The sequence below is a fragment of the Comamonas sp. HJ-2 genome, assembly GCF_053615495.1.
Window position 1 is genome coordinate 1 of sequence record NZ_JBSIFD010000035.1, and the last position, 15,818, is coordinate 15,818.

Sequence of the window (15,818 nt, forward strand, 5' to 3'; positions counted from 1 at the left end):
GGCTTTTGGGTGATGTTCTAGCCTTTAGCCGTGGTGTTTCCAAGGACGCTTATCGTGATGCCCGCAAGAAGGTCAAAACGGCAACAGGCTTGGACATCGAGATGGCTCGGAGCCCAGTGCAGCAAGCTGCCGCATTCACGACTATTCGCCAGCTGTTTGAGCGGGGCTTGGGCTTTAAAACCTACGAGGAAAAGTGGGGTCTGTTGGTTCAGAGTGCTCACAAGCACCAAGGCTAGCGGCTGTCGCAACTCTCTCTTATTGCGTCAAATTATTGACGCAATTTTCATATTGCGTCATAATTCGCGTCATGAATAGCGTCAAACCACAGCAAGAACTTGACTTGTTGGTCAATGTCATTGAGCGTCACCCAGAAGGGGTGAGCGCTGAAGAAGTGCTGCAGGAATCAGGGCTGGCCCTGCAACGTCGTAGCCTTCAACGCAGATTGGCCTCATTGGTGGAGCAGGGGCGCATTCGGGTGCAGGGGCAAGCGCGGGCCGTGCGCTACTTTCCTGTTCTGGAAGATGAAAGCGCAGGTGGCGTAGCTTCTGCAGGCACAGAGGCTGCGATCGAGCCATATGTTCCTGTCAGCGCTGAAGGCGCAGCTATCAAGGCATATGTGCGCCAGCCTCGGCACCTGCGCAAACCTGTGGTCTACCGCACGGAATTTTTGGAGCAATACCACCCCAACCACACCGCGTACCTGCCTTTGAAGTTGCGGGAGCAGCTGCATGCCTTAGGACGCTCACCTGCCGAACAGACACCTGCAGGTACCTTTGCCAGGGACATTCTTAACCGCTTGCTGATCGACCTTTCTTGGGCTTCGTCACAGCTGGAAGGCAATACCTACAGCCGCTTGGATACCGCAAGGCTGATTGAGTTTGGTCAGGTGGCGGAGGGTAAGGATGCCTTTGAGACGCAGATGATCCTGAACCACAAGCAGGCCATCGAATTTCTCGTGCACTCGCCCGAGCAAGCCGTGGTGTCGCAGGACACCATCGTGGCCTTGCATGCCTTGCTCTCTGATGGCTTGATGCCTGACCCCGCCATGTGTGGCCGCATTCGCAGTCGTGCCGTAGAAATTGGCGGCAGCGTCTACCTACCCGTGGCTTTGCCTCAGCGTCTGGAAGAGTTGTTCGGCATCGTGGTGGGTATGGCCGCAGAGATCGAAGATCCTTTCGAGCAAGCCTTCTTCTTGATGGTGCACTTGCCTTACTTGCAGCCTTTCGAGGATGTGAACAAGCGTGTGTCGCGCCTGGCTGCCAACATTCCGTTCATTCGCCACAACCTGTGCCCGCTGTCATTCATTGATGTGCCGCAGCAAGCCTATGTGGATGCCATGATCGGTGTGTACGAGCTCAATCAGGTTGATCTGCTGCGAGATGTTTTTGTGTGGGCCTATGAGCGTTCATGCCAGCAGTACGTGGCTGTGCAGCAAAGTTTGGTGCCGCCAGACATCTTGCGCTTGCGCTACCGGCAAGTGCTTGGTGAGGTGATTGCAGCTGTTGTTCGCAGCGGCCAGCCAACCAATGCGGCGAGCGTCAGCGCCATGCTGCCTGCAAGTGTGCAACCTGAAGACCGCGAGCATTTCACACAGCTCGTGCTCAAGGAATTAGCGGGCTTGCATGCCGGAAATGCCGTGCGGTTTGGATTGCGGCCTCTTGAACTGGTCGGATGGAAAAATTAGTCGGACCGAGCCCCACTCATAATGTTCGCCTCTATCGAATAGGCGACCAGAGCTTAGGTTGGGGCATGGCTTGATCGTATTGGACCTGCCACTTAGGAGGTCCACGCTTCACCAAAATTTGTACCAGGGCTTGGCCGCTGACCGAGGGGGTGAGCGTTCTGCGGAGACTTCACGCTGCATGGCCTGGAATTTGTTCAAATCTGTCTGGATGCTGTGACGTTCGTTAAGGGCTTGAGTGGTTTTCTTGCGCTCAATATCGACGTCTTCACGCAAACGTACGATGGTTTGCAGCGCCTTGTCGAGTTGGATGGCCTGCGCTTCCTTCGTGGTCAGTAACTCGCCATAGGTCTGGGATGCCTTGATGTCCTGAACCGACGGTGAAGGGATGGATGGGCGGAATTCAGTGGCGGTCGCAGCATTGACCTCCGCCAGAACTGTGGTGCGTGCCTTGGCTTCTTTAGCCTCGGCGTCTGCGCGCAGCTGAGCAATGGTTTTGTAGGCTGTACTCAGCTCGACTTGCTGCAACTCAAACTTGGTGGTCAGCTCCTTGTAGCTGATCGGTTCGCTGATTGCATTTGTTTGTTTTGCACTATCTGTTAGCGGAACACGCGCATCGACTGATTTTGGGATTGTTCCGCTCTTGCCAACGGCGTTCCACCAACCCAGGCACAGGTCTCCTATGGTGGTGGTTAGGGCGCTCTCGAAATCGCGTGTGACATCGGAATAGCCAGTTTTCGCATGCACCAGTTCATGAATCAGTACGCCGGAGAATTCCTCGAAGGAATTTAGCTGAGGACGCCAAATGACGATGGAAGAGGTCGATGGATCCCAGCAACCCAAAGTTTGGCTGCTGTTCATCAAATCCGGCCGCATAGTATTCGAGATTTTGATTGCGGCGACCTTGGCGGGCCTACCTCCAAATGCTTCAATGACAAAGGTTGTGGTGTCGAGGATCTTGCGTTCCTGGCTGCTGAGCGCTTCGGCGTCAACAAAGTCAAAGTTGAAACTGTCGTTGTAGGTCTCGGTGAACTGCGTGATGTCCACCATTCGATTGCCTTCGATATCTACCGAATCGGCGATTTTGGCTCGGAGATTTTCGGGAATCGTGAGAATCGTGTTGCCGCTTTGGCGAGCCTGGTCTATCAGGTCGGGGAAGCGCATCGCCTCATACGCGGTCACCATCACCACCTTTTCTTGGGCGTTGAGGATCCGTACTGCGTGCTCTTGCACATCAATCCACGCCAGTTCGTCGTGCATTTCACCCAACTGGAAACGGGAGATGTCTTCGGCCAACGTACGGGCGACATCCCCATTGGTCGAGGCTAGCAGGATTTTTTTGACCGAGTCCGAGTACGCAGTGCGGCCCACATGAGAGCGTTCTCGGTTAATAGCCTTCTTGATCGCCGCACTGAGCTGAGTGATGTTGTAGGAGAAAAGGAAATTTGCTTCCTCCGCGACCTTCACGCCGTTGATGTAGATCGCACCTGGGCCTGATTTACGGCTGATAATCTGGCCAAATCGCGTGGTTGCCAGCAATTCTTCATCGGAAAATTTCAGAAACAAAGCCTTTGCGGCCTCCATTTCCTTATCTTCGACTCCCTCAAGCTGAAATTCTGTGCCGACATATGTCGGATCCAACGGATCTTCGATGATGGCATGCAGGGTAAGGATATCGCCGAATCCATGCTTTGCTGATTTGTGGGTCGAGATGGTCCCGAACTTGGACTTGATCTGGGCCTTGACGCCATGGCGCTCAAAAGTGGCTAGAGCATCCTTCAGCCCAATGCCGAATCGACCGATCACAAGTGGGCTATCGAGCTTTTCTTGGTTCTCATTTTGGGTGAGATGGGTGTATCGAATGCCACGGCCTTCATCTCGAATGATCCAGGTGCCGTCACGCTTTTCAATCACTACCGGCGCAGTGCCCGTCAATATCTGCTCGTCGAGTGCGTTGGCTATAACTTCCCGAATACCATGGCGAACTTCCCAGTTTTCCAAAATTTTTTCTATGTTGAGGTCAAAACTCTTTTTCGCCATTTGAAGTCCCTCGGCTCAAGTAATTGTCGCTAGTTAAATAGTCGATGCTGAGGGGCGGAATACATAAACGCCCCTTGATGACGGCATAAATTAGTAGGCGTTCCGTCATGCCGCCTGCTCAAACAGTAGCGAATGTGTTGGATTGACCACTACCTATAACTCAGCCTTTTGCCTGCCGGGCTCGCAGCGAGCCCCTCGAACGGCTGCTTCTTCGCACTGCATCAGTTTCATGTTGATCCAGTGGAGTTTTGCTCCTGAGTGCGCAGTTGCTGCCATTCATCTGAAATCGTTTTCCAATCTACCGTGCGTTCGAGCGTCTCACCAGAGCTGTCCTTGCCCGACCACACCGCCCAAAAATCAGGGTCATCCGATTTTGGTCGTTGATTCTCAGATAGCGCGTTCATCTGAACTAAGACAGGCAACTCCGATGCCCAGCCGAGCAGGATGGCATGTCGAGAAGGTAGCGAGGGTAAGTCACGTAGCAGGCCGCGCAGGTTGTCGGGAAGCAGTTTGTGAACCAGTGCCTGGTCGCGGTCGTTACTAATACGGTGCAATAGGTAGCTGTTGCATTGGGACAGCACGGTTGGCGACAACTCGCTTGGTCGCTGTGAGGACAGCACCAAGCCTAGGCCGAATTTACGCCCCTCTCTGGCAATCTTCTCAAATACTTGGCAGCAGATTGCAGCTGAACTCTGGTTTTCTGAGTCATCCTGGTAGCGCTTGATAAAGGTATGCGCTTCTTCCATCACTAGCACGGTGGGCAAGGTCTTGCCATGGTGTAGCTTGCGGTAGCGCTGGAGCGCCTCCAGTGTCATGCGGGCGATCACAGCCGTGATGACGTGCACTACCTCTGCGGGTACCAGCGAGAGGTCGATGACTGTAACTGAACCGTTGGATGCCTGGTTATCGCCGATGTAGTTGCGCAGCCAGTCTTCCAGCGTGAGGTCTTGGGCTACGCCCGAGACGATCTTCATACGGCTGTCGGAGAGCAGTGTGCGAATGCGCATTTGCATCGTCTCAACGTACTCTGAGACGCCGAGCAGCTCCGCAGTGGCTTCAACGCTGCGGAGAAACTGGTCACCAGTAAAGGGGCGCGGCACATCAGCGTCGATGGGCAGGACGTCGGTGTCGCTGCCTCCAAATGCAGCATGTGCATTTCTTGCTTTTTCCAGTAATCTATTGACCTCGCCAAGCGTGAAGTCGAGGTGACTGTTCCTTTCTTCGCGGGCTTTGCAAAGAGTAAGAATCTCAGACCTAAATGAGGTCAGCGCCTGTTTTTCAGTCACTGTAAAGCTGTCGTCTTCTTTCAGCTCTTCTTGCCATTTGCGAATCTTTTCCAGAAAGTTTTTGTTCTTTGGAAATTTGTCCCATGGACTGCCGCTATTCCGTTCAATTTGAGTGATGCTGACCAGCGTGCGAAGATAGCGGCGCATCTCATGGCTAGGCGTCACGGAGACGCCGAAGACGCCATCACGAACCGATCGCAGTGCCTGCACTAAGGTTGGACGCTGGGTTTTGGCACTGGCCTGGGTAAAGGCTCCCCATTCGGCACTGTTCCAGAACCACAGTGGAATCTGCAGCTGTTCAACACCCGCTCCGGGCTCGATGGCAAAAACCCTCACCTGGCTCATGTCGCGGAAGGTGTTGGCGTACTCGCCATTAGGATCGAGCACTATGAAACGTGCATTGGGGTCAGCCCCACCACGCGCCTTGCGAGCCTCGTCCATTGACCAACGTATCAAGCCTGCAACTGAGCAGGACTTTCCACTGCCGGTGTTTCCCAGCACTGCTAGATGTCGGCCGAAAAGGCGATCTGGGTCAATTCGGACCTCAGCATTCGCAGCCAATGGACTGGTGCCAATCAGCACATGGCGGTTATCGCCGGACTCCACGATAGCGCGAAGTTGGTTTTGCGTAGGCAACAATACAGCATCACCAACAGTCGGGTAGCTCTCGACACCGCGTCGGAAGCGATAGACGTAGTTACCATCCACGTCTTTGGTCTCGTAAGCCAGTACACCCAGCGGGTTGAGGCTCATCTTGCGCATAGGATAGGGCAAATCCACTAGGCCAGAGTCGTGCACTCCCTTGAGCTTGGGATATTGCGAGCGCTCGATGGTAATCCACTCAATCTGAGCGACCAAATGCCCATCGTCGCTGGGAATCAACACATAGCCGTTGATACGCGGGAAAGGACGTGGCATTCCGGTATTGAGCGCTACGCCATCGGGAGCATCGATGTCGAGCAATACCTTGATTTCATCGGGCGAGACAAAGTCGATAGTGCCGATGCGTAGCGAGTCGGCGTAGGCTAGTGGTGACAAGCTCATATCAGATCACTCCCGTCAGAAGCATCTGACTCAGGCATTGAGCGCTTGGCAGGCAATGGCTCTGTCCCCATGCGCTGTTTCAGTAGCTCGCTCATTCGGAAGGTGGTCTTGTCGATAGCAGACTTGGGCAGGTAGTGCTCAGTCAGAGTAGTCAGGTCTGCCAACGCAGGACCAATCAACAGGCTGATCTGAGATGGGCGACCCAATTCCTGATAGGTCTGCAAGATGCGGCCCAGTGGGTCGTCGAAAGAAATCACCACCAGATGCGTTGAAGGAATAGTGAGCATGTCGCGGATGACCCGGTTGATGTGCTCATCACCAAAGCTGTAGCCGTAGGTCACCAAAGTACTGTTCGGGCGGCAGACCGCAGCCGCAAGGTCGCGGAACAGCTCCACATATGGGTAGTCAGCGGTTTCCCTGTCCTTTGCGGCGTTGGGGTAGATCATTAGCTCGTGCGCTGACGCTCCACAAAGACCAGGTGCATGCAAATAAGGCTCAACGCTGGCGGCCCCAAACGGCAAACCGATACGGCGAATGTCTTTGCCCGTCTGCATCCAGTCCACAGAGCCGTGCAGCTTGGTGTAGCGCGCAACACCCTCCAGATAGCGAGGCTCACCACGGATACCGGGCGGGTTGTAGTGCATGTCCAGATCCAGCCGTGATGACCGGAAGATTGGCATCAGCTTGCCCAAGAATCGATCCAGCAGGTGTAAGCCAGCCAACTCAGCCCCTACTTCGATCAACCGGTCATAGTTGGTAGTAAAAATGTTTAGGCGGTCACGCACACCTGTTCGACAGGCGAAACTCATCAGGAAGGTGACAAGGGTGTTGAATGCCTGCTCACGCTTATCGTTTCCTGCAGTGGCAATGCCTGCCTCGCTCGCCAGGATTGACTGAGCGAAGGCATTCATGCCAGTTTGAAGCTCTTTGCGCAGGGACTCGGACTCGCTGTTCTTCTGAAGAATTTCTAGGCCACGCAGCAATTCGTTGGCAACTCGTAGTTGATCTTCCAGATTTCCCTTCTCGCGCCCAGCCGCTTCAGAAGCCTTTCCTGCAGCTTGATCGATTTCGGCCTGATGGTTACTCAGTGTCAAGGCCCCCATGCCAGCAGCACCTTTGCCCGTGGCCAAGTAATGCACTGCATGGGTCAACCCCGATCCGGCAAGCAGCGACAGATGCTCTGACTGGAACAGTGATGTCAGCCAAGGTTCAATTCGATTGCGAAGTTCCTTATGACCAAATTTTTCACCATTTAGCCAAGAAGTTTGCAATCCATTCAGAAGTTCAAATGACTCACCATCCGCCGTGAACGACAGTGGCTTAGGGTCGTCTCGAGTCTTGAGCGTATTTATCGACATTTTCTCTCCCTCAGAACGACCATCTTAGTTCAGCAGAAAAACTGCATTTTGCGATCAGTCGCTCAGGGTGGAGTTCAGGTGGCCCAGGCACCCCCTTCACAGGCTCAAGGCCCTTCTGACTGTTGGTGGGGCATGATCAGGGCGCAGGGTCTAGGCTGGGGCTTTTAAATCAATGAGATAGCAGCGGAATGCACGCAACCACCGTAGGTTCAGGCGCAAATGCCGGTACCATTCCAAGAGAATGAACTGCTCCCTCCATAAAATATGAATGCGGTCGAAATCGAGGCAGCCGTATCGGATCTCGCTGCCCAACCCTTTGACGCTGCTGAATTTCCCTACGCTTTCCTAGCTGCCTTTGGCAACAAGGAAACTACGCTCAAGCGTCTTCGCACAGGAAACAACAACACCTCAGATGTGCCTGGCGGTGTTCTTCTGCGCAACAACATTCACATTGCTGTGTGCGATGCTGGCACTGTGGGCAACATGCTCCACACTCTGCGAGACAGCCCTGCCACAAGCAAGGCAAAAGCCAAGTTCATCTTGGCGACTGACGGTCAGACGCTGGAAGCCGAAGAGCTGATCAGCGGCGAGACCATTGCCTGCGCTTTTGAGGACTTCCCGAACCACTTCGGGTTCCTACTGCCGCTAGCGGGTATTTCCACGATCAAGGAGATCAAGGACAACCCCATCGACGTTCGAGCCACAGGGCGGCTGAACAAGCTCTACGTCGAACTGCAGCGTGAGAACCCTGACTGGGCCAAGGAAGAACGGCGCAGCGACATGAATCACTTCATGGCTCGGCTGGTGTTCTGCTTCTTTGCCGAAGACACTGACATCTTCAATGGCAAGGGCCTGTTCACCCAGACGGTGGACCAGATGAGCGCGAACGACGGAAGCAACACCCATGAGGTGCTTTCTCAAATCTTTCGTGCCATGAACATCAAGGTGGCCGAGCGTGCCAACGCTGATCCGCGCCTACCCAATTGGGCCAACGGCTTTCCGTATGTCAACGGGGGCCTGTTTTCCGGCAGCACAGAAGTGCCACGATTCACACGCATGGCCCGTACGTACCTGATGCATGCGGGTGCATTGAGCTGGCGCGAGATCAACCCCGACATCTTCGGCAGCATGATCCAGGCAGTTGCTGATGATGATGAGCGCGGCGCTTTGGGTATGCACTACACCAGCGTGCCCAACATCTTGAAGGTGCTGAACCCGCTGTTCTTGTACGACCTGCAAGCTGCGTTGGCCGATGCTGGTGACAACGAACGCAAGCTGCTGAACCTGCGCAAGCGCATGGCCCGCATCCGGGTGTTTGACCCTGCCTGCGGATCGGGGAACTTCTTGGTCATCGCGTACAAGCAGATGCGCGAGATCGAGGCGGAGATTAATCGACGGAGGAATGAGCTTCATTTGCGGAGCGAGATACCGCTGACCAATTTTCGGGGAATCGAGCTACGCGACTTCCCTGCTGAGATCGCACGCTTGGCGCTCATCATTGCGGAGTTCCAGTGCGATGTGCTCTATCGGGGGCAAAAGGATGCGCTGGCTGAGTTCTTGCCGCTTGATGCGCAGAACTGGATCGTGCGTGGGAACGCGCTACGGTTGGACTGGTTGGCCATCTGCCCGCCCACAGGCACTGGTGTCAAGCTCGTGGCGAACGATCTCTTCGACACGCTGCTAGATCAAAAAGAAATCGATTTTGAGAACGAAGGTGGGGAAACGTATATCTGCGGCAACCCACCTTATAAAGGAAACGCCAAAAAAACTGCTGAGCAAAAGAGCGACATGTGCGATCTGCTCGACAAGAGAATTGACGGCTGGGGGTTGTTTGACTATGTTTGCGGCTGGTTTTTTAAGGCCCACGAGTACGCAAAGCATACGCAGGCCAAGTTCGCTTTCGTAGCCACCAACAGCGTCTCCCAAGGACAGCATGTCACTGGCTTCTGGAAGTCGCTTTTTGCAGACGGATTGAAGTTCAACTTTGCAGTCAGGTCTTTCAAATGGAGCAATCTTGCTGCGAACGACGCTGGTGTCACCGTTGTCTGTATTGGTGCTGGTATGCAAGCCACTACAGCAGACCTTTATGACGAGGACAAGCGACTCACAACGAAGAACATCAATGCGTACTTGATGCCCGCAGAGGACTATTGGATCACGCCGACGTCCACTCCGCTTTCTGACATACAGCCGATGCAAAAGGGCAACTATTACGGCATGTCGGAGCACTTGATCTTTGATGCAGAAGGGAAGGCAAGATACGTAAATGCCGGCTTGAATGCTGCGTTTGTACGAAAGTTCTACGGATCTTCGGAGGTCATCAAAGCCAAGCCGCGCTTTTGCTTCTGGTTCCCTGATACGCCGTCTGCTGAGGTCCTAGCCATTGCAGATATCAATGAAAAGCTTTTGCAGGGTGAATCAGCACGGAAAAAGTCGAAGGATGCCGTCTCCAATGGCATGGTTAGAAGACCTCACCAGTTTCGCGAGATGCGCAGTTGCGAAAGCTACTTCTTCGCGATTCCTGTCGTGTCGTCAGAGAACAGAAGCTATTTGCCTATCGATTTGCTGGACGCAGAATCCGTCATTTCAAATAAATGCTTTGCCCTTTACGACGCTCCGCTATGGAACCTAGCGCTGATCGCATCGCGATTGCATTGGGTCTGGATCGGCGCGGTGTGTGTCCGGCTCGAGATGCGGTTTTCCTACTCCAACACCCTCGGTTGGAACACCTTCCCAGTACCCCTGCTTACTGAGCAGAACAAGGCTGATCTCACCCGCTGCGCAGAGGACATTCTGCTGGCCCGTGAAGCTCACTTCCCAGCCACCATCGCCGATCTGTACAACCCGGAAACCATGCCGGACAACCTGCGTCACGCCCATGAACGCAATGACGAAGTGTTGGAGCGCATCTACATAGGCCGCCATTTCAAGAACGACACCGAGCGGCTGGAAAAGCTGTTCGAGCTGTACACCAAGATGACTGCCGCAGACAAGACTAAGCCTGCCGCCAAGGCAACCCGAGGGAGGAAGAAAACCTTATGAGCGATCAAGCAAGCAACCCGACCAATGCGTACACCGTGCCATCGGTGTCCATCACCACGGCACGCACTGGCGCATCGAGCAAGGCCAATGAGTTGGGCATGCGTGCCATGCAAGAGCGTGCCTACGCCAAGCGGGGTGAGCAATACCTGCTGATCAAGTCTCCCCCGGCATCCGGCAAGTCCCGCGCCCTGATGTTCATTGCGCTAGACAAGCTGAACAACCAGGGCTTGCAACAGGCCATCGTTGTGGTGCCCGAGCGCTCTATCGGAGGCAGTTTTGCTGATGAGCAATTGACGCAGTTCGGTTTTTATTGGGATTGGAAGGTGGCTCCGCAGTGGAACCTGTGCAATGCCCCAGGCGGGGATGAGCCGCGCACGGCAAAGTCCAAGGTAGATGCTGTTCGGCAGTTTCTGGCCAGCGATGACAAGGTGTTGGTCTGCACCCATGCCACGTTCCGCTTTGCGGTGGAAGAGCTAGGCATCACGGCGTTCGACAATCGCTTGATTGCAATTGACGAGTTTCACCACGTGTCCAGCAACCCAGACAACAAGCTGGGCAGCCAATTGGGCGCTTTCATTGCCCGTGACAAGGTTCACTTGGTGGCGATGACGGGTTCGTACTTTCGAGGGGACAGCGAGGCCGTTTTGGGCCCTGCAGACGAAGCCAAGTTCGAGACGGTGACCTACACCTACTACGAGCAGCTCAATGGCTACCAGTGGCTCAAATCGCTGGACATCGGCTACTTCTTCTACACGGGGGCCTATGTCGATGCGGTCAACAAGGTGTTGGACCCCGCACTCAAAACCATCGTCCACATCCCCAACGTGAATGCGCGTGAGAGCTTGAAAGACAAGCAGCGCGAGGTGGACGAGATCATGCATGGCTTGGGCACATGGAAGGGCGTGGACCCCGACACCGGCTTCCACTTGGTCGAGTCCCCACAAGGCCGTGTTTTGAAGGTGGCGGATCTTGTCGATGACAGTGATCCAGCTAAGCGCTCTCGCGTTCTGTCTGCATTGAAAGACCCTGCCCACAAAAACGACCGTGACCATGTGGATGTGATCATCGCGCTGGGCATGGCCAAAGAAGGCTTCGACTGGATTTGGTGCGAACATGCGTTGACCATTGGCTACCGCAGCAGTCTGACCGAAATCGTGCAAATCATTGGTCGTGCAACCCGTGACGCCAAAGGCAAAGAGCGGTCACGGTTCACCAACCTGATCGCAGAGCCCACCGCAGAGCAATCAGCAGTGGCAGAAGCCGTGAACGACATGCTCAAAGCCATCTCTGCCAGCCTGTTGATGGAGCAGGTTCTGGCGCCCCGCTACGAGTTCACGCCGAAGAACTCAGGTCCTCAAGAAGGCTTTGACTATGGTGAAGAGGGCTACAAAGAGGGCGGGCATAACATCGGGGTTAACAAGGACACTGGCCAGATTCACCTGGAGATTGCCGGTCTGACAAAGCCTGAAACACCCGAAGCCACTCGAATTTGCAAGGAAGACTTGAACGAAGTCGTCACCAGCTTTCTGCAAGACAAGACAGCACTCGAACGCGGGCTGTTCGATAAGGAAAACACGCTGCCCGAGGAATTAACCCAACTGCGTATGGGCAAGATCGTGCGGGAGCGTTATCCCGAGCTGAGCGATGCTGATCAAGAGGCTATCCGGCAGCACGCCATTGCCGCAATGAACATCACCCAGCAAGCGAAGTTGGCCTTGGCTCAGGCAGATGCCAGCGGCAGTGGCACCGGGCAAGGAAGCACCGCCCTGATCGATGGTGTGCGCAAGTTCGTCAACGTGAAGGACTTGGACATTGATTTGATTGACCGCATCAACCCTTTTGACGCTGCCTACGCAGTGCTTGCCAAGGCCATGGATGAGAAGTCGCTGCGGCAGGTACAGGCTGCTATTGCCGCCAAGAAGGTAAGCCTAACTGAGGAAGAGGCGCGCGACCTTTCCAAGCGCGCTTTGCAGTTCAAGAACGAACGTAACCGCTTGCCGGATCTCAACTCCGCGGATGCTTGGGAAAAGCGTATGGCCGAGGGCGTGGCGGCTTTTGCACGCTATCGTGCATTGGCTAAATCTGCCCAGGCACAAGGAGCTTTGAGCAATGGCTGATATGGATGATGACGACCTGCTGGATGCGTTGGGTGTAGAGGTTACCCCGCTCAAAACTTCCAGCCGTACCCCGCGCGAAGAGCGCATCGTTGCTGGCTTTGAAGACATTCTGCGTTTTCATCAAACCCATGGTCGAGCACCTCAGCACGGTGAAGGGCGTGACATCTTTGAACGGCTTTACGCTGTCCGTTTAGATCAACTACGCAAGTTGCCAGAGGCCCACGCATTGCTGGCAGAGCTCGATACACCCAAGCTACTTGAAGGCAACGAGGTCTCGGCTGTAGATATTGACGCGCTTGACGAGGACGCATTACTCGCTGAATTGGGTATTGCTAATGACGTGGCAGAAGCGGGCGACATCACTGTGCTGAGGCATGTCCGGTCCAGTGTGGAAAAACGTGCAGCTGAAGAAGTGGCTGAGCGTAATGCCTGCGAAGACTTTGAGCGATTCCGCCCGTTGTTTGAACAGGTTGAACAGGACCTGAAGTCGGGTGTGAGGAAAACGCTTCGTTTCGGACGTGATGCCAGCGTGGCCGATGGCAACTACTTCATTTTGGGTGGTCAACTTGCCTATGTGGCAGAGGTCGGTGAGACGATCAAGGCACCGAATGGCGACAATGATGCGCGTCTGAGAGTCATTTATGCCAACGGTACTGAAAGCAACCTGCTGCTCCGTTCTTTGCAACGTGCGCTCTATAAAGACGATACAGGCAGGCGGCTGACCGACCCCGATATGGGCCCGTTGTTCAGTGGCGAAGTAGAGCCAGACGACATTGAGACGGGCACCATTTACGTTCTGCGCAGCAAGTCAGAGCATCCGTTTGTGGCTCAACATCGCGAGTTGATTCACAAAATCGGGGTGACAGGGGGCAAGGTTGAGACTCGGATTGCGGGTTCTGAAAACCAAGCAACATACTTATTGGCTGGCGTGGAAATTGTCGCAACCTACAAGCTTCACAACGTCAACAGAGTGAAGCTGGAAGCACTGTTTCACCGCGTGTTTGGTGCTGCGCAACTAGACCTCACCCTGGAAGACCGTTTTGGCAAGCCGGTGAAGCCGCGTGAATGGTTTCTTGTGCCCTTGCATGTGATTGATGAGGTTGTGCAGCGGATTGTGGATGGAACGCTAACCGATGTGGTGTACGACGTTCAATCAGCCCGCCTGATTACGACTCAGTAAATCATTTTCCACAATGCAGCCATGCATGAGCTAGATATGCCCTGCATGGCGCAAACGTAACTGCTACATGTCTTGCGGAGGCAGCTGCTCAGCAAGAAGCACTTGAATTTTCAGGCGAGCTTCTTCATCAGCTTTTCCGTACCTGAACAACAGCTCGGCAATTTCATCGTCAGTGTCGGCGTAGAAAAACGCCACAGGTACCTTCAGCACCTGAGCCAACTTGCGCACAGTCAGCAAGTCTGGCTTGTGGATGCCAAGCTCATAGCGATTGATGCGTGTGCTCGCCACGAACGCATCAATTCCCGCCTCAATTCCCAGCATCTTTTGCGACAGCCCCGCAGCCAAGCGGGCCTGTTTGAGCCTCGCGCCCCATTGCTCATCCGCGTCAGACATCTCGCACCTTCAAAAGGCTACGAGAGTCGTAGTTATACTTTATTCTCGATACTACGAGTTACGTAGTTTTCTGGGTTGCGAACGGCTACCCAGCCTAATAAGAGGGACAAAGCATGGTGGTGAACGGGGGAGTGCGCTGGTGCACAGCGTTGGGGGTGTTGGGGTTGACATTGGGGGCATGGGCACAGCCTGCAGGTGTTCGTTCAAGTACTCAGCTGGCCCCCAAGGTGCACGATTACTACGCTGAGTGCCGCAACCCAGACACTGAGCTATGCACGGTGCAAAGCCCCGACCCATCGCTGTACATGTACACGGTGCTTACGCCTGACATTCCTTTTGATGACCTGGGCGCGCATTGGGTGGTTGATTTGCGCAAATTCCCAGTCGCCAAGGACGCCATCAAGGTGCTGCGCGTGGCGACCAGCACAGGTGAAGTGCATGCGATTCGTTTGAAACTGGTTTATAAGGCCACGCCTGCTCGAAGCAACGCAGCTGCCGAAGTGCTGACAGCGCCGCCTGAAGCCAAGCCAGTCGCTGGATCAATACCAACCGCTGCGCCGCCTTCGCAGCCCAGTGCGTCGATGACTGGAAAGCCGCCTTCCAACGTTATGCCTGTTTCTGCGACACAGGCTTCACCCTCTGGCACATCCGCCCCCGCTTTGCCAGCAAGCCGTGGCACTGAGGTCAAACAGCCCGAGCGCACTGCCAAGCCTGTGCCTTCGGTTTCTGAGTTGACGGCACAGGCCGAAGTGCCTTGTTTGGATGGCATATGCCTGGGGGCTTCCATTCAGGCGCTCAAAGCGCCGTTTGAGCCAGTATTCACGGCCGAGCAGCAACTGCGTGCAGGGCTGCAGGTCAATGCTCATCGGTTTCCAGACTTGGACAAGCGGGTCAAGCAGCTTGGCGCCTTGTTCAAGCAAGGCGATATGGAAGGGTTTGCACAGGCTGGAGAGGAATGGCTCAAGGCCAGCAGCAAGGAACGCCAGCTGCAAACCAACCTGTTTCACCTCAAGCAAGCCTATGAGCTGGCTCAGAAGGCTTTGGGTGGCAAGCGCAATACCGATACAGCAGCTTTGGCGCTGTACTTTATGCCCCAGCCTTCACCCAAAGCGTTGAAGGACGGGCCAGGTATTTCAGGTGCGTTGAATGTGGGGGCTGACCCTTTGCTTTTTGCAGTACGCACAGAGCTGCAATTCGATGCTGGCTTCGCTTCTTTGATCAAAAAAAACAAGCCCGTGTTTTGCGGGGTGTACCAGCTGCAAGGGCACTTCACCAGCCCCTCGGGCTATGGCACCACCGTTACCGTGCGCTCTGATGCGGATGGTGATTTCAAGGTAGCCAATGTTCGCAGGGTGTTCACCGCTGATTCTCATGACAGCCTCAAACAGCTGGCACAGCAGTTGACACAGCGCTATGACCTAGCAATCAAGGCACAGGTGGTAAGTATCGATTTGCAGTCGCAGTCGATGTCACTGGAGTTGCGTCACCCCCTGGCCGTGCAGCTTGTGGGCGCACCACAGAAGCTGGTGCTGCAGCGCGATGCTTTATGGCAGCAAGGCTGGGTTGACTTTAAGGGCAAAGAGCTGGGGGTGATCAAAGCCATGCAAGCCCTGGCGAGCCACCAACAAGGCAGCATACCTGTGTGCAAACCCAAAGCCCTGCCACTGAGTTGAGGAA

Annotated in this window: 10 protein-coding genes; 6 read left to right on the plus strand and 4 right to left on the minus strand. The window is 54.7% G+C overall.

What is annotated here, in order from left to right:
• A partial coding sequence (locus tag ACWGXF_RS22025; protein WP_452102494.1) for a hypothetical protein occupies positions 1-236 on the plus strand: 236 nt, incomplete at its 5' end.
• 71 nt (positions 237-307) lie between these two features.
• Positions 308-1,684 (plus strand): Fic family protein, encoded by a 1,377-nt coding sequence (locus ACWGXF_RS22030; RefSeq protein WP_239225071.1) that lies wholly within the window; start codon positions 308-310, stop codon positions 1,682-1,684.
• 108 nt (positions 1,685-1,792) lie between these two features.
• Here ACWGXF_RS22030 and ACWGXF_RS22035 read toward each other — a convergent pair whose 3' ends face one another.
• The 3 genes from ACWGXF_RS22035 to ACWGXF_RS22045 form a co-directional block, all read right to left on the minus strand.
• Positions 1,793-3,721, minus strand: a complete 1,929-nt coding sequence (locus ACWGXF_RS22035; RefSeq protein ID WP_452102495.1) for an ATP-binding protein — start codon at positions 3,719-3,721, stop codon at positions 1,793-1,795.
• Positions 3,722-3,948: 227 nt separating this feature from the next.
• Positions 3,949-6,051, minus strand: a complete 2,103-nt coding sequence (locus tag ACWGXF_RS22040; protein WP_059441846.1) for an ATP-binding protein — start codon at positions 6,049-6,051, stop codon at positions 3,949-3,951.
• Complete coding sequence (locus ACWGXF_RS22045; RefSeq protein ID WP_274755276.1) at positions 6,048-7,409, minus strand: SIR2 family protein; 1,362 nt, start codon at positions 7,407-7,409, stop codon at positions 6,048-6,050. The genes ACWGXF_RS22040 and ACWGXF_RS22045 overlap by 4 nt, the downstream gene beginning before the upstream one ends.
• Before the next feature lie 264 nt (positions 7,410-7,673).
• On the opposite strand from ACWGXF_RS22045, the gene ACWGXF_RS22050 reads away from it, so the two are divergent.
• The 3 genes from ACWGXF_RS22050 to ACWGXF_RS22060 are packed head-to-tail and all read left to right on the plus strand — an operon-like array spanning position 7,674 to position 13,748.
• On the plus strand, positions 7,674-10,451 hold the full coding sequence (locus ACWGXF_RS22050) for a class I SAM-dependent DNA methyltransferase (protein ID WP_452102496.1): 2,778 nt from the start codon (positions 7,674-7,676) through the stop codon (positions 10,449-10,451).
• On the plus strand, positions 10,448-12,568 hold the full coding sequence (locus tag ACWGXF_RS22055; RefSeq protein WP_274755350.1) for a DEAD/DEAH box helicase: 2,121 nt from the start codon (positions 10,448-10,450) through the stop codon (positions 12,566-12,568). The genes ACWGXF_RS22050 and ACWGXF_RS22055 overlap by 4 nt, the downstream gene beginning before the upstream one ends.
• The gene (locus tag ACWGXF_RS22060; RefSeq protein ID WP_452102497.1) at positions 12,561-13,748 is read left to right on the plus strand and encodes a GIY-YIG nuclease family protein; all 1,188 of its coding nucleotides are present in this window, start codon (positions 12,561-12,563) and stop codon (positions 13,746-13,748) included. Before ACWGXF_RS22055 ends, ACWGXF_RS22060 begins: the two co-directional genes overlap by 8 nt.
• Before the next feature lie 63 nt (positions 13,749-13,811).
• On the opposite strand, the gene ACWGXF_RS22065 is transcribed toward ACWGXF_RS22060, so the two are convergent.
• Positions 13,812-14,141, minus strand: coding sequence for a helix-turn-helix domain-containing protein (locus tag ACWGXF_RS22065; RefSeq protein WP_059441841.1), 330 nt, complete (start codon positions 14,139-14,141; stop codon positions 13,812-13,814).
• A 278-nt stretch (positions 14,142-14,419) separates the two neighbouring features.
• Between ACWGXF_RS22065 and ACWGXF_RS22070 the strand changes: the two genes are divergently transcribed.
• On the plus strand, positions 14,420-15,814 hold the full coding sequence (locus ACWGXF_RS22070) for a hypothetical protein (RefSeq protein WP_452102498.1): 1,395 nt from the start codon (positions 14,420-14,422) through the stop codon (positions 15,812-15,814).
• Positions 15,815-15,818: the final 4 nt, after the last annotated feature.

Excerpts from the sequence above, each read along its gene's own strand:
- ACWGXF_RS22030 (WP_239225071.1), top strand. The coding sequence starts at position 308 with ATGAATAGCGTCAAACCACAGCAAGAACTTGACTTGTTGGTCAATGTC.
- ACWGXF_RS22035 (WP_452102495.1), bottom strand. The coding sequence starts at position 3,721 with ATGGCGAAAAAGAGTTTTGACCTCAACATAGAAAAAATTTTGGAAAAC.
- ACWGXF_RS22040 (WP_059441846.1), bottom strand. The coding sequence starts at position 6,051 with ATGAGCTTGTCACCACTAGCCTACGCCGACTCGCTACGCATCGGCACT.
- ACWGXF_RS22045 (WP_274755276.1), bottom strand. The coding sequence starts at position 7,409 with ATGTCGATAAATACGCTCAAGACTCGAGACGACCCTAAGCCACTGTCG.
- ACWGXF_RS22050 (WP_452102496.1), top strand. The coding sequence starts at position 7,674 with ATGAATGCGGTCGAAATCGAGGCAGCCGTATCGGATCTCGCTGCCCAA.
- ACWGXF_RS22055 (WP_274755350.1), top strand. The coding sequence starts at position 10,448 with ATGAGCGATCAAGCAAGCAACCCGACCAATGCGTACACCGTGCCATCG.
- ACWGXF_RS22060 (WP_452102497.1), top strand. The coding sequence starts at position 12,561 with ATGGCTGATATGGATGATGACGACCTGCTGGATGCGTTGGGTGTAGAG.
- ACWGXF_RS22065 (WP_059441841.1), bottom strand. The coding sequence starts at position 14,141 with ATGTCTGACGCGGATGAGCAATGGGGCGCGAGGCTCAAACAGGCCCGC.